Raw genomic sequence first — 18392 nt, 5'->3', positions numbered from 1 at the left:
TGAAGCGCGTATGACGGGCCCATGGTTCATCGAAACCCTCGCGCGCAACGGCGACGTGCTGCACCGGCACCGGGTCGATACCTTGCCGATCCGCATCGGACGCGGCTACGACAACGATTACATCCTCGATGACGCCTATGCCGCGCCGCGCCATGCGCTGGTCGAGGCCGACGCCGACGGCGCCCTGCTGCTGAGGGATCTGGGCACCCGCAACGGCATCAACCATGCGGGCAAGCGCTGCGCCCGCCTGCCGCTGGACGGCAATACGGTCGTGCGCCTGGGCCACACGACGCTGCGCATCCGGGCGGCCGATTTCCCCGTGCCGGCGGAACTGGTCGACCGCACCATGCACGGCTGGGAAGGCGTCCTGCCGGGCCTGGCCGGCGCCCTGCTGGTGGCGATCGTCGCCCTGTTCACGATGTGGCTGGCCGATACCCAGCCCTTCCGCCCCTTCCGCTACTTGCTGGCGCTGGCCTACGGCCTGGGCGCCGGGCTGCTCTGGAGCGGCCTGTGGGCCTTCGGCAACCGCTTGTTCGGGCGCCATGCCCGGCTCGGGCGCCACCTGTTCGTGTTCGGCTGCGGCATTGCCGCGCTGATGCTGTTCCGGCTGGTCTCCTCCGCCCTCGGTTATGCGTATTCGATCGAAGTGTTCACCCGCTATGGCTCGCACGTGGCGATCCTGATGGTGGCGGGCATGGTGTATTTCCACCTGAGCACGGTGAAGCCCGAGCCGCGTAAGCGCTACGCGATCGTTTGCGCGGCGCTGGCGCTGCTCGGCTCGGGCCTGGTGCTGGTCAGCAACGAGCAGCGCAACGGCCGCCTGGCGGACGAACTGTATATGTCGGTGCTGCTGCCGCCCGAGATGCGCGCCACATCCGACGACAGCGTCGACGAATTCCTGGCGGACGTGGCGGCCATGAAGGAAAAGCTCGACCGCGAACGGCAGGATGGCGACGTGGAAGGGGGCTAGGTGGCGGCCTGGCGCTGGCAAGGCGTCCAGGTATAAGCACCGGCGCCGGCCAGGCGTCTGATGGCGGGAGCAGTACGGGAGCAATACGGCAGCCGGCCGGACTGCCTTTCCTCCCCGCCGCGGCGCCCTGTCCCGGCGCCCTACCGCCGCCCGGACTCAGGCGCCGTGTTGCGCGCCGCGTCCGGCTTGCGAACCGGCCGGGCTGCCATCCGGCCGGCCCGTGCCCGATCCCGATCCTGAACTGGCGCTTTGCATGCTGGCGCCGGCGCCGGCATTGCCCTGCGCACGGTCATGGCCATTGCCGCTTGCGAACGGGTCGACGAAACGCTGTAGCGTGTCCTGGCCCTGGCGCAGGCCGCGCTGGGTTTCCTCGGAAGCGGTACGCGCCACCTCATCGGCCAGCTGGCGCGCGGTCTGGGTTGTTTTCTGCACGTGCTGCTCGGTCACGCGAGCCAGCTCGACCTGGGCGTCGGCCGCGACGCGCGAGATGTGCTGCTGGTAGGCGCGCAGCTTTTCGGTGGTGGGCTGGGCGCGCGAAGCGGCGGCGCTCAGCACTTCGGTCTGGCGGTCGGCCGTCAGGATTTGCTGGCCGGCCAGGGCGGTTTCCTCGAGCATGGTCTGCACCAGCTGGATGTTCAGGTTGCACATCTGCTGGAAGGACTGGAACAGCGACTTGGACATGTCGTTCATGAAGGCGGTCTGTGCGTCCAGGTGGGTACGCACGGCAGGAGTTACCGATTGGGAAAATGGATACATGCGTTGCCTCATTCATGGGTTAGTGGTTATTGGAATGAATCGTCCGGCGCACGGCCCCGGGGCCCGCGCCGGCGTCTCGCGCGTGGCTCCGATCCGGCCTGGATCTGGCCCGTTTCGCGCGAAGCCTCAAGGCTAGGGCAGCACCATGTCGTCAGTTTGCGATGGATCAAACGTGCGAGGCCAAGCCAGCTCGTGCGGCGGGCTCGGAAAAAATCATGGGGGAAATAAAAACGGCCCCGTTCCCTGTCGGGTACCGGGGCCGCGGGGCCGTCGACAAGTCCGCTGGCGCGGCCGTAAAACCTCAGCCGGCGTGGCGCTCGACCCAGCCGGCGAACGTGTCGACGAAGGTCTGGAGGAAGGCGCGCAGCGAGGCGTCGGTCAGCTGGTCGCCCTCGAACTTGTCGGCGATGCCGCCGAGATAGGCTTCCGGCGCGGGCATGGCCGGCATGTTCAGGAAAGGCAGCATCTGGCGCAGGTGGTGGTTGGCGCCGAAGCCGCCCAGCGCGCCCGGCGACTGGCTGACGATGGCGCAGGGCTTGCCCGTCCACGCGGCCTTGCCGTAGGGGCGCGAGCCGACGTCGATCGCGTTCTTCAGCGCGCCCGGCACCGAGCGGTTGTATTCCGGCGTGATGAACAGGATGCCGTCGGCGGCGCGGATGCGCTCGCGGAAAGCGGCATAGGCCGGCGGCGGGGTCTCGGTGTCGAGATCCTGGTCGTACATCGGCAGGTCGCGGATCTCGACGACTTCCATGTCGAGCTTGCCGTCGGCCAGCTGGCTCATCACCCTGGCGAGCTTGCCGCTATACGAGTCCTTGCGCAAGCTGCCCACCACGATTGCGACTTTTTTCGATGCCATGCGATCCCCTTTTTAGTGTTTGCAAAATCTCGATGGTAACCATTTCGGTAGGCGCCACGCGCGCGCCTCGCGCACGGCTCAGATACGACCGCGCCTGAATGCCGCGAGAAATTTTCGCGCCTGGGCCGCGCTCAGCACCTGTACCGGATCGCCGTGCCAGGCGAACAGGAAAGGTTCGCCGCCGAGGCGGTCGCTGAGCTTGGCGTTCAGCAGGAACCGCGTGCCGGCCGGATAGCGCTGCGGGTCGCTCAGGGCGCGCGCGCACTGCACCCGCATCGAGGGCGCGAAGGCCTGCCCCGGCATCGGACGAATCAGCAGACGCCCGGTGCGCGCATCCGGCACCGAATGCACGGCCACTTCGCGGTAGGCCCAGGTGTCGCGCGCCACGGTTCAAGCCTTGGCCAGCGGCACGCCGGCGCGCGCCACGGGCGCTTCGCGGATCGGCAGGTTGACCAGGGCCGCGGCCAGCGCCAGCGCGATGTCGGCGTACCACATCCAGCTGTAGTCGCCGAAGCGCACGAACGAGAGGCCGCCCAGCCAGGCGCCGAAGAAGCCGCCGACCTGATGCGACAGCAGCGTCAGGCCGAACAGCGTGGCCAGGTAGCGCGTGCCGAAGAGCTTGCCGACCAGGCCGGCCGTCGGCGGCACCGTGGCAAGCCAGGTGAAGCCGAGCGCGGCTGCGAGAATATAGAAGGTCAGCGCGGTTTTCGGTGCGATCAGGTAGAGGGCGATGATCAGCGCGCGGCTGAAGTACATCAGGGCCAGCAGGTTTTTCATGCGATAGCGTGTCGACAGCGCGCCGGCCGTCAGGCTGCCGGCGATGTTGAACAGGCCGATCAGGCCGAGGGCCGTGCCCGCCACGCCGACCGGCAGGCCGCACAGCGCTACTTCTCCCGGCAGGTGGGTTACAAGAAAGGCGATATGGAAACCGCAGGTGAAGAAGCCCGCATGCAGGCACAGGTAGCTGCGGTCGCGCAGGGCTTCGCGCAACTGCTGGGTCAGGCCGATGCCGACGGCCGGCGCAAGCACGGGGGCGGCGCCCGCCGCAGCCACGGTCGGCTGCGCCGCCTTGCGGCCGCGCATCAGCCAGGCCAGCGGAATGGTCAGCAGGGTCGTGGCCGCCATCGTCAGCATGGCGACGATCCAGCCCGGGCCGGCGATCAGGAACTGCATCAGCGGCGAGAACACGAACTGCCCGAAGGAACCGCCCGCGTTGATGAAGCCCGAGGCGAACGGCCGCCGCGCGGCCGGCAGGCGCTGCGCGGTGGCGCCGATCAGGATCGAGAAGCTGCCGGCGCCGGCGCCGGCGGCCGAGAGCACGCCCATCGTCATGAGCAGGCCCCACTCCGAGCTCACGAAAGGCGTGGCGGCCAGGCCGCCGGCCAGCAGCAGCGCGCCGAGCACGATCACGCGTGCTGGGCCGTACTTGTCGGCAATGGCACCGAACACGGGCTGCGAGGCGCCCCACATGAACTGGCCGACCGCGAGTGCGAAGCTGATCGTCGCCACGCCCAGGCCGGTGGCCGTATTCAGGGGAGACAGGAACAGGCCGGTGGTCAGGCGCGCGCCCATCGTGATCATCAGGATCGCGCTGGCGGCGAGGATCAACAGCCAGGCGGCGCGTGGCTCCATGTCGGTGTGGGTGCTCATCATCATCCCTTTATTGTTCGCCGCGCGCACCAGCGAGCGGTAATAGGATGAGAGTTTAACAACGAAGCGCGCGGCTTGCTGGCCACCCCGGCATTTTTGCCTGAATGGCGCAGGTGGCGAACTGCTGACATCGCGCAAGCGCGGCCGGGATCGAAACCGGATTGTTCCGGTCAAACGATGCGTATGGGGCGTGCGCTTGCAAGGTTCGGGCGCGCGCACGATCGATGCACGGAGCGACAGCACACAAGAAAGCCACCAGCATGCATGAACAGACGACGAAACCGACATCATCAAGAAAGCCTCAGACCCGTGGCGCGAGCCTTGCACAGAATGGCCCGCCGCCACGCGATCCCACCCACCCCGCCACACGACGCGGAGACGACGATATGGAACCGAGAATCGTAAGGCTGGAAACCTTTGGCGACGAATGCCGCAGAGAACTGCGCTCCGTGGACGTGCGCCTGGCCACCATCGAAACGGTGACGGATTCGCTCGCCAGGAACGCCGCGACGAAGGCGGACGTCGCCCAGCTTGAAGCCACCCTGATCAAATGGTTCGTCGGCACCTCGACCGTTGTCGCCGGGCTTGCGTTCGCGGCCGCGCGCCTGGTGCATTGAGCGGCACGGAACCGGCATGCCGCCATCGGCTGGAGCGCCGTCCGGCAGCGGTGGCGCGGGCGATGCCCTATTCCGCCGACAGCTTCATCAACACCAGGCCGCAGACAATCAGCGCGGCGGCCAGGATGCGCGTGGCGTTCACCTGCTCGCCCAGCACGGTTATGCCGACGATGAAGGCGCCGACGGCGCCGATGCCTGTCCAGACCGTGTAGGCGGTACCAAGGGGAATGCTGCGCATCGAGAACGACAGCAGGGCGAAACTGGCCACCATCATGACGATGGTGACCAGCGAGGGAACGAGGCGTGTGAAGCCATCGGACTGCTTCATGGCATACGCCCACACGACTTCGAGTACTCCCGCAACAAGCAAACTAATCCAGGCCATGACGGCTCTCCTTGAAAGAGCCGGGCCGTCCCGGACCTTGAATCCCATGCTTGGGGGGAGGTCGTCCTCCCGATGATGCGCCTCTGACAGAACCGCGAGGGCTGCGTCACAGGCGCGGAGTATATGGCGCGCTTAGCCGCCCGCCTTGATGAGCAATGCCACCGCTTCTGCCGCCATGCCTTCTTCCCGGCCCAGGTAGCCAAGCTTTTCGTTGGTCTTGGCCTTGACGTTTACCTGCTGCGGCGACACGCCCAGGTCTTCGGCGATACGCGAGACCATCTGCGGGATGTGCGGCGCCATCTTCGGCTGCTGGGCGATGATGGTGGCGTCGATGTTGCCGATGGTGTAGCCGGTGGCGACCACGCGCGTGGCCGCTTCGCGCAGCAGCGTGCGCGAATCGGCGCCCGCGAACATGGGGTCGGTGTCGGGGAAATGCTTGCCAATGTCGCCCAGGGCGGCCGCCCCGAACAGGGCATCGATGATCGCGTGCAGCAGGACGTCGGCGTCGGAGTGGCCGAACAGGCCGAGCCGGTGCGGAATGGTCACGCCGCCGACGATGAGTTTACGCCCTTCGACCAGGCGGTGGCAGTCATAGCCGGTGCCGATGCGAAATGGCGGGGTCGGATTGTAGGATGCGAGTGCCATGGTGTGCTTACAGTAATTCGGGTTGGGCCGTGGCCAGGTACATCTCGGCGATGCGCAGGTCGCTCGGCAGCGTCACCTTCATGTTACGCGGATGGCCTTCGACCAGTTTCGGCGACAGACCCAGGGCTTCCACGGCCGAGGCGTCGTCGGTAATCATTTTCGGATCGCGCGCCGATTCGCTTGCAAACGCCAGCGCGTCGCGCAGCAGTTTATACCGGAACATCTGCGGCGTCTGCGCCAGCCACAGTCCTTCACGCGAAACAGTGCCGACTTCGCCGGCAATGCTGCGCTTGACCGTGTCGACCACCGGCAGCGCCAGCAGGCCGCCGACCGGGTGTTCGCCGGTGCTGGTGATCAGCTTTTCGATGAGGGCGTTGTCGAGTCCCGGACGAGCCGCGTCGTGCACCAGCACCCAGTCGTTCTCGCGCAGGGTCGGCGCCAGCGCAGCCAGGCCGTTGCGCACCGATTCCATGCGGGTGTCGCCGCCGCAGCGCAGCACGGTCACGCCGTGGCTGGGAACGATGCTGTCGATGATGGGGTCGTCCGCGCTGACCACGACATAGGTGTGCGCGATCAGTTCGCTGAACAGAAAGGCGTCGATGGCATGGCGCAGCATCGGTTTGCCGCCGAGTTTCAGGTATTGCTTCGGGCCGCTCGCGGCCATGCGCGCCCCGACGCCGGCGGCGGGGATCAGCGCGAAATAACGTGGTGCCTGGGAATTCATGTGTTTCGTTGTCTTTTTGCCGGTCTGATAAGAGACTGTACCTCACCTGCGCAAATTTTGCCGAGACGTGCGTACTCCTGCGGGGTATCGATGGCCGCCTGCAGGCGCTCGACTTTCGTCATTTCGGCCTTGATGAAAGGCAGCCAGGCGCTGTCGATCTCGCGCTGCAGCAAGCTGCGCACCTGGCCGGCCGGCGCGTACAGCGGTTTGCCCTGGAAGCGGCGCGCCAGGGCGGCGCTCACCACCTTCTCGGCGCGCGGCAGGTAATCCAGATAGATGTCGCGGTGGCGCAGTTCGTGCGCCAGGATCTCGCGGTAGGCGCAGGTGCCGGGCGCAAACTCGCGGCCGACATACACCACGATCGGCAGATAGGTCAGCTTCACCTCGAGGCGTGGCGCCACGCATTCGTAGCCGCTGGCCGGATCGCTCAGCATGCGGCCCTGCACGCCGACCATGACGCGCGATTCGGTGCGCGTCAGACCCAGCACATAGCTGCCGGGAGCGCGATTGCCTTTCATGCTCGACAGACCGTGGTAGGAATAGCTGTTATCGATGCGGTAGCCGTTCTGCTGGGAGGTCAGTACCGAGACGCTTTGTCCGATCGTGTCCTCGCAGCGCGCCTGGAAGGCCGTGCGCGCGCTGGCCGGCGCCTGCGCCTGCACCTGCCCGCTAAGCGCGCACAGCAACAGCCACGCGGACGGCAGTTTCATGGTTCAGCCTGGCGACCACTCAACCCGGAGCCCAATTTCCGGCGACGATTTTTTCCAGCCAGAAGGCGCCGATGATGGTCTTCACGTCGGTCACCTGCCCCGTCTTGACCATCTCCAGCAGCTCGGGCACGGTGGCGGTGAAGGTTTCCAGGAATTCGCCCTCGTCGAGCTGCGCTTGTCCGGCGGTCAGGCCGCGCGCCAGGAACAGCTCGAGGTGCTCGTCCGAATAGGCGATCGCATTGTGGATGGTGCAGACGAAGCGCCAGTCGGTGGCCGTGTAGCCGGTTTCCTCGACCAGTTCGCGCTTGGCGCAGTCCAGGTGATCCTCGCCCGGATCGATTTTACCGGCCGGAAATTCGATGAAGACCCGGTCGTTCGGGTAGCGGAACTGGCGCTCGAGCAGCACGCGGCCGTCGTCGAGCAAGGGCAGGATTACCACGGCGCCCGGATGGCGGATGTATTCGCGGTGTGAGATTTTGCCGTCAGGCAGTTGGATGCGGTCGCGCGAGACTTTAAGGAACTTGCCGTCGTAGGCGACCTCGCCATCGAGGCGAATTTCCTTCAGATTCGAATCCATTGGACTCCTGAGTAATGCGTTGATTGAAAATCAGCGGCGCTTACGCAGGTAACGAATGACAAATCCTGGAAACGCCAGCACGAGGAACAGGCAGCCGGTCACCGCGTAGAATTCCCAGCCCTGGGCAAATACATTGCCGATGCGGGATTCCAGCAGATAGGCGACGGCGCCGACGAGGAAGTATAGAACAAGGAGCTCGAGCAGGCGCGCAAGGAAGGACTTGCTGCGCACCTGCCCGTTTTGTGTGGCCTTCAGGGACAGAAGGCCGAACACGCGCTCGTTCGCAAACGGAAGGTTGGCAGCCGCGAGGGCGACCAGTACCACGATCCAGCTTGCGAACGAGACGTCCATCGATGACCGCTTACGACTTCAGGGTCAGCTGGATGGCCTGCAGGCAGGCGCCCAGCAACGCGCCCGGGATCAGGCCCAGCACCACCACCGCCACGCCGTTCAGCGACAGCGCCACGCGCATGTCGGTCGGGGTCACGATCGGGCTGGTGTCGACGGCTTCGTCGAACCACATCGTCTTGACGACGCGCAGGTAGTAAAAGGCGCCGATCAGCGAGAACATCACGGCGACCACGGCCAGCCAGACGGCGCCGGTATTCGCGACGGCCTGCAGCACTGCCCACTTGGCCATGAAGCCCATCATCGGCGGCACGCCGGCCAGCGAGAACATCAGCACCGTCATGACGACCGCGAACCACGGGCTGCGGCGGCCCAGGCCCTTGAAGTCGGCGATCTGCTCGGCTTCGAAGCCCGAACGCGCCAGCATCATGATGATGCCGAAGCTGCCCAGCGTGGTCAGCACGTAGGTGATCGACGAGTACATCGCGGCGCTGTACGCAGCCGGCATGTTGCTCGTGTCGTCGCCGACGACGCCGGCCATCATGCCCAGCAGCACGAAGCCCATCTGCGCGATGGTCGAATAGGCCAGCATGCGCTTGAGGTTCGTTTGCGCGATCGCGGTCAGGTTACCGATCGCCAGCGACAGCACGGCCAGCACCAGCAGCATCTGCTGCCAGTTGTAGGCCATGCCCGGCAGCGCTTCGACCAGCAGGCGCATCACCATGGCGAAGGCGGCCAGCTTCGGCGCGCCGCCCAGCAGCAGCGTGACCGCGGTCGGCGAACCCTGGTAGACGTCCGGCGCCCACATGTGGAACGGTACCGCGCCCAGCTTGAAGGCCATGCCGGCCACCAGGAACACCAGGCCGAACACGAGGATGGTCTGGTTGGCGCCGGTGGCGGCGACGCGGGCGATATCCGGCAGGTTCAGCGAACCGGTGGCGCCGTAGATCATCGAGATACCGTAGAGCATGAAGCCCGAGGCGAGCGAACCGAGGATGAAGTACTTCATCGCCGCTTCGGTCGAGGTCGCGTGGTCGCGGCGCAGCGCCACCAGGGCGTACAGCGAGAGCGACATCAGTTCCAGGCCCAGGTAGATCGACAGCGTGCTGTTACCCGAGATCATGATCATCTGGCCGAGCATCGTGAACAGCGCGAGCACGTAGAACTCGCCGCCCAGGTTACCCGACAGCATGCCGCGCTCGGTGACGTACTTGCGCGAATACACCAGGGTCAGGCCGACGGCCACGTAGGTGAACAGCTTGAGCAGGTTCGACATCGGGTCGGACACGTACATGCCGTTGAACGTGTAGACGGTCGCCTGATCGGCGAAGTCGGCGCCGGTCAGCACCGCGCAGCCGACCAGGGTCAGCAGCGACAGGTAATAGGTCACGTCGCGGCGCGACCCTTTGAGGTACATGTCGATCAGCAGGATCGCGGAAGCCGCGATCAGGAGAAAGATTTCGGCGTAGACGGGCACCAGGTTGGTGTCGACTGCCGCTAGCAAAGTGTTGTTCATGGCGTCTATTTCAAATTATTGAGGCAGCTTGCTGACCGAGACGTGTTGCAGCAGGTCGGTCACCGAGGTCTGCAGCGTCTCGGCGATCGGCGCTGGATACAGGCCCATGTACAGCGTGGCGATTGCCAGCACGGCCAGGATCGCGAACTCGCGCTTGTTCAAATCGCTCAGTTCGGCGACGTGCTTGTTGCCGACCGGGCCGAAGACGACGCGCTTGACCATCCACAGCGAATAGGCGGCGCCCAGGATCAGCGCGGTCGCGGCCAGCAGGCCCGTCCAGAAGTTGAACTGCACGGCGCCCAGGATGACCATGAATTCGCCGATGAAGCCCGAGGTGGCAGGCAGGCCGGCATTGGCCATCGAGAACAGCACGGCGAAGGCCGCGAACTTCGGCATCGTGTTGACGACCCCGCCGTAGTCGGCGATTTCACGCGAGTGCACGCGGTCGTACAGCACGCCGATGCAGAGGAACATCGCGCCCGACACGAAGCCGTGCGAGATCGACTGCATGATGCCGCCCTGCACGCCCATGTCGTTGAAGATGAAGAAGCCGAGGGTGACGAAACCCATGTGGGCGATCGACGAGTAGGCGACCAGTTTCTTCATGTCCTTCTGCACCAGGGCCACGAGGCCGATGTAGATGACGGCGATCAGCGACAGGACGATGACCATCGGCGCCAGGTAGTGCGAGGCGTCCGGGGTGATCGGCAGCGAAAATCGGAGGAAACCATATGCGCCCAGCTTCAGCATGATCGCGGCCAGCACGACGGAACCGCCAGTCGGCGCTTCGACGTGGGCGTCCGGCAGCCAGGTGTGCACCGGCCACATCGGCACCTTCACGGCGAAGGCCATGAAGAAGGCGAGGAAGATCAGGATCTGTTCCTTCATGCCCAGCGCCTGGGTATGCCACTTCTGGATGTCGAAGGTGCCCGAGACGTTGTACAGGTAGATGATCGCGATCAGGGTCAGCAGCGAGCCAAAGAACGTGTACAGGAAGAACTTGAATGCCGCGTACACGCGGTTAGGGCCGCCGAAGACGCCGATGATGATGAACATCGGGATCAGGGTCGCTTCGAAGAAGAAGTAGAACAGCACGCCGTCCAGCGCCGCGAACACGCCGATCATCAGGCCCGACAGCAGCAGGAAGGAACCCATGTACTGGGCCACGCGCTCCTCGATCACTTCCCAGGCCGCCACCACCACGATGATGGTGATGAAGGCGGTCAGCGGGATGAACCAGAGCGACAGGCCGTCCACGCCGAGGCGGTAGAAGATGTTGAAGCGCTCGATCCACGGCGCCACTTCATAGAACTGCATGCCGTGGGCGGCGTTGTCGAAGCCGGTGATCAGCGGGATCGTCACGAGGAAGCTGACGACCGCGCCGGCCAGCGACAGCAAACGCACGAAACCGGCGTTCTTGTCGCGGCCGACGGCCAGCACGAGCACGCCGAACAGGATCGGCAGCCAGATCGCCAGGCTGAGGTAAGACGAAGTTGTTGAGATCGTTGATTGCATCATTTGTCTTTTTCTATGCCTGTGATTAGCGCCAGAACGGGAAGAAGTACAGCAGGGTCGCCATGATTCCGACGATCATCACGAACGCGTAGTGATAGATGTAGCCGGTCTGGAAGGTACGGGTGATCGTCGAGAACCAGCCGATCATCTTGGCGCTGCCGTTGACCAGCAGGCCGTCGATCAGCGCGCGGTCGCCGCCCTTCCACAGGCCGGTACCGACAGCGCGGGCGCCGCCGGCGAACACGGCCTGGTTGAACTTGTCCATGTAGTACTTGTTGTCCAGCAGGGTGTGCAGGAACTTGAACTTGGCATAGAACCAGGCAGGAACGCGCGGGTTGACCATGTAGCAGTAGTAGGCAAATGCCACGCCTGCCAGCGCCAGCCAGAACGGTGCGGTCTGCAGGCCATGGATCGCCATCGCGGCGGCGCCGTGGAACTCTTCGCTCAAGGTGCGCATCGCGGTGTGGTTCTCGCCAACGAAGATCACGTCCTTGAAGAAGTCGCCGTGCAGCATCGGGCCGATCGCCAGGTAGCCGATGATGACCGACGGGATCGCCAGCAGGATCAGCGGCAGGGTCACCACCCATGGCGACTCGTGCGGCTTCTGGCCAGGGGCCAGGCCGTGGTGATGGTCGCCGTGCGAATCTTCCTCGTGGTGGGCGTCGGACTCGTGCGTCGCCAGCGGATCGTCATGCTCGTGACCATGGGCGACGGCCTGCTTGTGGTCGTCGTGGGCGTGGCTGTCATGCGCGTGGGCTTTACCGAAGCGCTCTTCCCCGTGGAACACCAGGAAGTACATGCGGAACGAGTAGAAGGCCGTCACGAAGACGCCTGCCAGGACGGCGAAGTTGGCAAAGCCGGCGCCCGGGATGTTCGACGCGTGCACCGCTTCGATGATCGAATCCTTCGAGTAGAAGCCCGAGAAGAACGGGGTACCGATCAGGGCCAGCGAGCCCAGCAGCGAGGTAATCCAGGTGATCGGCATGTACTTGCGCAGGCCGCCCATGTTGCGCATGTCCTGGTCGTGGTGCATGCCGATGATGACCGAACCGGCGCCCAGGAACAGCAGCGCCTTGAAGAACGCGTGGGTCATCAGGTGGAACACGGCCACCGAGTAGGCCGATGCACCCAGGGCGACGGTCATGTAGCCCAGCTGCGACAGGGTCGAGTAAGCGACGACGCGCTTGATGTCGTTCTGGATGATGCCCAGGAAGCCCATGAACAGCGCGGTGATCGAACCGATGACGATAATGAAGGACAGCGCGCCGTCCGACAGTTCGAACAGCGGCGACATGCGCGACACCATGAAGATGCCGGCGGTAACCATCGTCGCGGCGTGGATCAGTGCCGAGATCGGGGTCGGGCCTTCCATCGAGTCGGGCAGCCAGACGTGCAGCGGGAACTGCGCCGACTTGCCCATCGCACCGATGAACAGGCAGATGCAGGCGGCGGTCAGCAGCGGCCAGGACAGGCCGGGCACGGTCATGCCGGCCAGCTTGTCGGCCTGGGCGAAGGTCTCGCCGTAGTGCATGGTGCCGGTCGCGGCCAGCAGCAGGCCGATGCCGAGGATGAAGCCGAAGTCACCGACGCGGTTGACCAGGAAGGCCTTCATGTTGGCGAAGATCGCGGTCGGACGGGTGTACCAGAAGCCGATCAGCAGATACGACACCAGGCCCACCGCTTCCCAGCCGAAGAACAGCTGCAGGAAGTTGTTCGACATGACCAGCATCAGCATCGAGAAGGTGAACAGCGAGATGTACGAGAAGAAGCGGTTGTAGCCTTCGTCCTCGGCCATGTAGCCGATCGTGTAGATGTGCACCATCAGCGAGACCGAGGTCACCACGCACATCATCATTGCCGACAGCGTGTCGATCTGGAAGCCGACCGCCAGTTTCACGGTACCGACCTGCATCCAGGTGTAGATGTCCTGGTTGAAGGATGCGCCATCGAGCACCGCCATCAGGGTCTGCACCGAGATGATCAGGGCGATCAGGACGCCGAGGATGGTGGCCGTGTGGGAGACCTTGCGGCCGACCACGTTACCCAAAAACTTGGTACCGAGCAGGCCGGCAATTGCCGAGCCCGCCAGCGGCGCCAGGGGCACCGCGAGTAGGAGTGAGGAAGAAAGCTGCTCCGCCATGTTGAACCTTATTTCGTTATTGTTTATCGAGCCGAACCGGATCAGCCCTTGAGGCTGTCGAGGTCTTCCACGTTGATCGTGTCCAGGTTACGGAACAGGACCACCAGGATGGCCAGGCCGATCGCCGATTCGGCGGCGGCCACGGTCAGGATGAAGAACACGAAGATCTGCCCTGCCGCATCACCGAGGTAGTGCGAGAAGGCGATGAAGTTCAGGTTCACGGCGAGCAACATCAGTTCGATGGCCATCAGCAGGATGATGATGTTCTTCCGGTTCAGGAAGATGCCGACGATCGAGATCGCGAACAGGATCGCGCCCAGGACCAGGTAGTGTGCGAGCGATAAAGTCACGAGTTCTGCTCCTTGTTCTGCGCGGCTGCGCTTGCAGCGGCCGCGGCGGCCACGTTGGCCTCGTCGATGGCGCGCTGGTTGACCGCGTCCATCTTGACGATGCGCAGGCGGTCGTTACGCTGGACGCGCACGGCGGCGCCCGGGTCGATGGCCTTGCTGTCCTTGCGCTTGCGCAGGGTCAGGGCCACGGCGGCGATGATCGCCACCAGCAGGATCACGGCGGCGATTTCGAAGCCGTAGATGAACTTGGTGTAGATCAGGCGGCCCAGCTCCTTGGTGCCGCCGATGTTCAGCGCGGCCGCTTCCGGCGTCTGGGCGAAGTTGCTGTAGCCGTTCCACAGCACCAGCGCCATTTCGATCACGACGACGGCGCCGATTATGGACGCCATCGGCACGTAGCCGAGGAAGCCTTCGCGCATGCGGTCGACGTTAATGTCGAGCATCATGACGACGAACAGGAACAGCACCATGACGGCGCCGACATACACCAGCACCAGCACGATGGCGAGGAACTCGGCCTTCAGCAGCAGCCAGATGCCGGCGGCGTTGAAGAAGGCGAGCACGAGGAACAGCGCGGCGTGCACCGGGTTCTTCGCAGTGATGACGCGCAGCGCGGACAGCACCATGATGGCCGCGAAGACGTAGAACAATCCAGTTGTAAATTGCATGACTGTACGAGACCTTTTTCTTGTTAACGGTACTTCGCGTCAGCGGCACGCGCAGCCGCGATGTCGGCTTCGTAACGGTCGCCCACGGCCAGCAGCATCTCTTTGGTGTAATAGAGATCGCCGCGCTTTTCGCCGTGGTATTCCAGCACGTGGGTCTCGACGATCGAGTCGACCGGGCAGGACTCTTCGCAGAAGCCGCAGAAGATGCACTTGGTCAGGTCGATGTCGTAGCGCGTGGTGCGGCGGGTGCCGTCCTCGCGCTGCGCCGATTCGATCGTGATGGCCATGGCCGGGCATACCGCTTCGCACAGTTTGCAGGCGATGCAGCGCTCTTCCCCGTTCGGGTAGCGGCGCAGCGCGTGCAGGCCGCGGAAGCGGTTCGACATCGGCGTCTTCTCTTCCGGGTACTGCACGGTGATCTTGCGCGACAAGGCGTACCGGCCCGTCAGGGCCAGACCCTTGAACAGTTCGGACAGCATCAGGCTGCCGAGGATATCTTTAATTCGGTTCATTTGAATGTGCTTCCTTACTTCCAGATATTCCAGGACGTCTGCATGACGCCGGCCACCAGCACCAGCCAGATCAGCGTGATCGGAATGAACACTTTCCAGCCCAGGCGCATGATCTGGTCATAGCGGTAACGCGGGAAGGTACCGCGCACCCAAATCATCAGCGAGACCAGCAGGAACATCTTCGCGAACAGCCAGAAGAAACCGCCGAATGCGCCGCCGAATTCGAGGAACGAGAACGGTGCGTGCCAGCCGCCCAGGAACATGATCGACGCCAGGGTCGCGATCAGGATCATGTTGGCGTATTCGGCCAGCATGAACATCGCGTAGGACATGCCCGAGTACTCGACCATGTGGCCGGCGACGATCTCCGACTCGCCTTCCACCACGTCGAAGGGGTGGCGGTTACATTCGGCCAGGCCCGAGACGAAATAGATGACGAACAGCGGCAGCAGCGGCAGCCAGTTCCACGACAGGAAGTTCAGGCCGTTCGACGCTGCCATGCCGACGGCCTGGCCGGCGACGATGTCCGAGAAGTTCAGGCTGCCCGAGACCATCAGCACCACGACCATCACGAAGCCCATCGGAATTTCGTAGGAAATCATCTGGGCCGAGGCGCGCATGGCGCCCATGAACGAGTACTTCGAGTTCGACGACCAGCCGGCGATGATGATGCCGTAGACTTCGATCGAGGTGATCGCCAGCAGGAGCAGCAGGCCGGCGTTGACGTTGGCCAGCGCCGCGTCCGGGCCGAAAGGCACGACCGACCAGGCGGCCAGCGCCGGCATGATCGTCATGATCGGGCCCAGCACGAAGAGCTTGGTGGTGGCTTTCGCCGGGATCACGATCTCTTTCAGCAGCAGTTTCACTGCGTCGGCGATCGGCTGCAGCAGGCCCATCGGGCCCACGCGGTTCGGGCCCACGCGGATCTGGATCCAGCCGATCAGCTTACGTTCCCACAGGGTGGCGTAGGCGACCAGGCCCATCAGCGGCAGCAGCACGCAGAGGATCTTGATCACGGTCCAGATCACCGGCCAGACCGGAGCGATCGGGCTGGACGCGCCGAACTCGTAAAAATTATCGATAAAACCGGGCGTTGCCATTACTTGCCCTCCCCTGCTTTTTCAACATTAATCGAACCGAACATCGCGCCCAGCGTCGCGGTCGCCGGGTGGGCGGCGGCCACGCGCACGACGTTCGCCGGCAGGCGCGCGTCGATGTCGGCGACGAGCAGCGCGCTGCCGTTGCCTTGCGTGACCTTGACGACGTCGCCGGCCTTCACGCCGAGGCGCTCGGCCAGGGCTTTCGGCAGGCGTGCAAGCGGCTGCTGGCCGTCGGCCGTACGCAGCAGCGGTTCCGAACGGCGTGCGATGGCGTCGGCGAAATAGATCGGCACGTCCGCGATGCGTTGCAGCGCGCCTTGCTCTTCCGAGCGGCTTGCTGCTTGCGGCGCCAGCTTGGCGACGTTGTTCAGCCTGGCCGACAGATCGGTCACGCCCTTGCCCAGCGCTTCGTCGCGGATCGATTCGGCGGTGTCGTAATCAAAGCCTTGCAGGCCTAGCAGGTTGCCCAGCACGCGCAGCACTTTCCAGGCCGGACGGGTTTCGCCCAGCGGCTTGACGGTGCCGTTGAAGCTCTGTGCACGGCCTTCGCAGTTGACGTAGGTACCGGCGGTCTCGGTGAACGGCGAGATCGGCAGCAGCACGTCGGCGTACTCGAAACCGTGCTTGAACGGCGACATGGCGACGACCATCTCGGCGCCGGCCAGGGCGGCGAGCGCCTGCTGCGGATTCGCGGCATCGAGTTCCGGCTCGGCGTTAAGCAAGACATAAGCCTTCTTCGGTACGCTGAACAAATCGGTATTGGTCGTTGCGCCCACCAGGTGGCCGCCGACCGTGTTCGCCGCTTCGACGAAATAGCCGAACTTGGCGCCGGTGGCGTTGGCGATCCACTGCGCGGCAGCGTGGATCTGCGAGGCTTGCGGATGGTGCGACACCGAGTTACCCAGCAGGATCGCGCCCGGCACGTCGCCGTCGATCGCAACCAGGGAAGCAGCGATGGCTTTCGCCACGTCGCCGGCCTGCACGTTCTCGAAGCCGGCAGGAGCAGCGGTTTCCTTGGCGGCGGCAACGGCCGACACGACTTCCGACAGCACGGCCAGCCAGTCGCTCGGCGCGGCGATCAGTTTATTGGCGGTCGGGATCAGGTTGTCGTCGTCGGCGCCGTGCAGGATCGACAGCTTGGCGCCGGCCTTGACTGCGGTACGCAGGCGGGTCGCGACCAGCGGGTGATCCTTGCGCAGGAAGGAACCGATGACGAAGGCGCGCTTCAGGTTCGACAGTTCGGCGATCGGCATGCCCAGCCATGGCGTGACGCTGCCGTCCAGGGCGAAATCGCTCTGGCGCAGGCGGAAGTCGACGGCGTTGACGCCGAAGCCGCGCATGGCTTTGTTTAGCAGGAACAGTTCTTCGACGGTTGAGTGGGCGGTGCCGACGGCGGCGATGCTCTCCGCGCCGTGCTCGTGGCGGATGTTACGCAGGCCATGGGCCACGTATTCCAGCGCCGTCTGCCAGTCGGTTTCCTGCCACACGCCGCCCTGCTTGATCATTGGATTGATCAGGCGGTCGGCATTGTCCAGCGCTTCGTAGGAGAAGCGGTCTTTATCGGACAGCCAGCATTCGTTGATGTGTTCATTTTCCAGCGGCAGCACGCGCATCACCTTGCCGCCCTTGACCTGGACGATCAGGTTGGTGCCGAGCGAATCGTGGGGCGATACCGACTTGCGGCGCGACAGTTCCCATGGACGTGCGCTGTAGCGGAAAGGCTTGCTGGTGAGCGCGCCGACCGGGCACAGGTCGATCATGTTGCCCGACACTTCCGAGTCGACGGTCTTGCCCACAAACGTAGTGATTTCCGAGTGCTCGCCGCGGCCCAGCATGCCGAATTCCATGACGCCGGCCACTTCCTGGCCGAAGCGCACGCAACGGGTGCACTGGATGCAGCGCGCCATCTCTTCCATCGAGATCAGCGGGCCGGCTTCCTTCGGCGCCACCACGCGCTTTTCTTCGTTGTAGCGCGAGTTGCTCTTGCCGTAGCCGACGGCCAGATCCTGCAGCTGGCATTCGCCGCCCTGGTCGCAGATCGGGCAATCGAGCGGGTGGTTAATCAGCAGGAATTCCATGACCGACTTCTGCGCGGCCACGGCCTTGTCGCTGTGGGTACGCACGATCATGCCCGGCGACACTGGCGTGGCGCAGGCAGGCATCGGCTTCGGTGCTTTTTCCACTTCCACCAGGCACATACGGCAGTTGGCCGCGATCGACAATTTCTTGTGATAGCAGAAGTGCGGAATATAGGTTCCGAGTTTGTTTGCGGCGTCCATCACCATGGAACCTGGTGCGACTTCGACTTTTTTGCCGTCTAATTCAATTTCAACCATTTGATCGTTACCTGACC

Annotated in this window: 20 protein-coding genes; 2 read left to right on the top strand and 18 right to left on the bottom strand. The window is 64.3% G+C overall.

Annotation, left to right across the window (positions count from 1 at the left end):
- Window positions 1-10: 10 nt before the first annotated feature.
- Window positions 11-970 carry an FHA domain-containing protein gene (locus tag ASF77_RS01865; protein ID WP_056333606.1) on the top strand — a complete coding sequence of 320 codons (960 nt, stop codon included), beginning with the start codon at window positions 11-13 and terminating at the stop codon, window positions 968-970.
- Window positions 971-1126: 156 nt separating this feature from the next.
- On the opposite strand, the gene ASF77_RS01860 is transcribed toward ASF77_RS01865, so the two are convergent.
- The 4 genes from ASF77_RS01860 to ASF77_RS01845 form a co-directional block, all read right to left on the bottom strand.
- Complete coding sequence (locus ASF77_RS01860) at window positions 1127-1726, bottom strand: phasin family protein (RefSeq protein WP_056333603.1); 600 nt, start codon at window positions 1724-1726, stop codon at window positions 1127-1129.
- Window positions 1727-2027: 301 nt separating this feature from the next.
- Complete coding sequence (locus ASF77_RS01855) at window positions 2028-2582, bottom strand: NADPH-dependent FMN reductase (RefSeq protein WP_056333600.1); 555 nt, start codon at window positions 2580-2582, stop codon at window positions 2028-2030.
- Between the two features lie 78 nt (window positions 2583-2660).
- Window positions 2661-2969 (bottom strand): hypothetical protein, encoded by a 309-nt coding sequence (locus ASF77_RS01850; protein ID WP_056333597.1) that lies wholly within the window; start codon window positions 2967-2969, stop codon window positions 2661-2663.
- A gap of 3 nt (window positions 2970-2972) precedes the next feature.
- Entirely contained in the window at window positions 2973-4232 is a 1260-nt protein-coding gene (locus tag ASF77_RS01845) for an MFS transporter (protein ID WP_056336188.1), read from the bottom strand.
- 386 nt (window positions 4233-4618) lie between these two features.
- Between ASF77_RS01845 and ASF77_RS01840 the strand changes: the two genes are divergently transcribed.
- A complete protein-coding gene (locus ASF77_RS01840) occupies window positions 4619-4849 on the top strand; it encodes a hypothetical protein (protein WP_056333595.1) in 231 nt (76 codons plus the stop codon).
- Between the two features lie 67 nt (window positions 4850-4916).
- Here the strand turns inward: ASF77_RS01840 and sugE are convergent, their stop codons facing one another.
- From sugE to nuoG, 14 genes are all read right to left on the bottom strand, one after another.
- Window positions 4917-5234 (bottom strand): quaternary ammonium compound efflux SMR transporter SugE, encoded by a 318-nt coding sequence (sugE, locus tag ASF77_RS01835; protein WP_056333591.1) that lies wholly within the window; start codon window positions 5232-5234, stop codon window positions 4917-4919.
- Window positions 5235-5366: 132 nt separating this feature from the next.
- Window positions 5367-5879 carry a 2-C-methyl-D-erythritol 2,4-cyclodiphosphate synthase gene (gene ispF, locus ASF77_RS01830; RefSeq protein WP_056333588.1) on the bottom strand — a complete coding sequence of 171 codons (513 nt, stop codon included), beginning with the start codon at window positions 5877-5879 and terminating at the stop codon, window positions 5367-5369.
- A 7-nt stretch (window positions 5880-5886) separates the two neighbouring features.
- Complete coding sequence (ispD, locus tag ASF77_RS01825; protein WP_056333585.1) at window positions 5887-6603, bottom strand: 2-C-methyl-D-erythritol 4-phosphate cytidylyltransferase; 717 nt, start codon at window positions 6601-6603, stop codon at window positions 5887-5889.
- Window positions 6600-7313, bottom strand: a complete 714-nt coding sequence (locus ASF77_RS01820) for a hypothetical protein (RefSeq protein ID WP_056333582.1) — start codon at window positions 7311-7313, stop codon at window positions 6600-6602. The genes ispD and ASF77_RS01820 overlap by 4 nt, the downstream gene beginning before the upstream one ends.
- Window positions 7314-7332: 19 nt before the next feature.
- Window positions 7333-7890 carry an NUDIX domain-containing protein gene (locus ASF77_RS01815; RefSeq protein WP_056333579.1) on the bottom strand — a complete coding sequence of 186 codons (558 nt, stop codon included), beginning with the start codon at window positions 7888-7890 and terminating at the stop codon, window positions 7333-7335.
- 30 nt (window positions 7891-7920) lie between these two features.
- The gene (locus ASF77_RS01810; protein ID WP_056333575.1) at window positions 7921-8241 is read right to left on the bottom strand and encodes a DUF2818 family protein; all 321 of its coding nucleotides are present in this window, start codon (window positions 8239-8241) and stop codon (window positions 7921-7923) included.
- Window positions 8242-8251: 10 nt separating this feature from the next.
- Window positions 8252-9754, bottom strand: coding sequence for an NADH-quinone oxidoreductase subunit NuoN (gene nuoN / locus ASF77_RS01805; protein ID WP_056333572.1), 1503 nt, complete (start codon window positions 9752-9754; stop codon window positions 8252-8254).
- A 15-nt stretch (window positions 9755-9769) separates the two neighbouring features.
- Window positions 9770-11272: an NADH-quinone oxidoreductase subunit M gene (locus ASF77_RS01800; RefSeq protein ID WP_056333568.1), complete on the bottom strand. Its 1503-nt coding sequence runs from the start codon at window positions 11270-11272 to the stop codon at window positions 9770-9772.
- Between the two features lie 22 nt (window positions 11273-11294).
- The gene (gene nuoL, locus ASF77_RS01795; RefSeq protein ID WP_056333565.1) at window positions 11295-13409 is read right to left on the bottom strand and encodes an NADH-quinone oxidoreductase subunit L; all 2115 of its coding nucleotides are present in this window, start codon (window positions 13407-13409) and stop codon (window positions 11295-11297) included.
- Between the two features lie 41 nt (window positions 13410-13450).
- A complete protein-coding gene (nuoK, locus tag ASF77_RS01790) occupies window positions 13451-13759 on the bottom strand; it encodes an NADH-quinone oxidoreductase subunit NuoK (protein WP_056333562.1) in 309 nt (102 codons plus the stop codon).
- Window positions 13756-14427 (bottom strand): NADH-quinone oxidoreductase subunit J, encoded by a 672-nt coding sequence (locus ASF77_RS01785; RefSeq protein WP_056333559.1) that lies wholly within the window; start codon window positions 14425-14427, stop codon window positions 13756-13758. Before ASF77_RS01785 ends, nuoK begins: the two co-directional genes overlap by 4 nt.
- A 23-nt stretch (window positions 14428-14450) precedes the next feature.
- Window positions 14451-14939, bottom strand: a complete 489-nt coding sequence (nuoI, locus tag ASF77_RS01780; RefSeq protein ID WP_056333554.1) for an NADH-quinone oxidoreductase subunit NuoI — start codon at window positions 14937-14939, stop codon at window positions 14451-14453.
- Between the two features lie 14 nt (window positions 14940-14953).
- Window positions 14954-16039: an NADH-quinone oxidoreductase subunit NuoH gene (gene nuoH, locus ASF77_RS01775; protein ID WP_082493500.1), complete on the bottom strand. Its 1086-nt coding sequence runs from the start codon at window positions 16037-16039 to the stop codon at window positions 14954-14956.
- Entirely contained in the window at window positions 16039-18375 is a 2337-nt protein-coding gene (gene nuoG / locus ASF77_RS01770; protein WP_056333552.1) for an NADH-quinone oxidoreductase subunit NuoG, read from the bottom strand. The genes nuoH and nuoG overlap by 1 nt, the downstream gene beginning before the upstream one ends.
- Window positions 18376-18392 lie beyond the last annotated feature (17 nt).

This window comes from Massilia sp. Leaf139 (assembly GCF_001424165.1).
In the GTDB taxonomy this organism is placed as follows: domain Bacteria; phylum Pseudomonadota; class Gammaproteobacteria; order Burkholderiales; family Burkholderiaceae_D; genus Telluria.
This window is presented reverse-complemented; position numbering and strand designations above follow the sequence as displayed.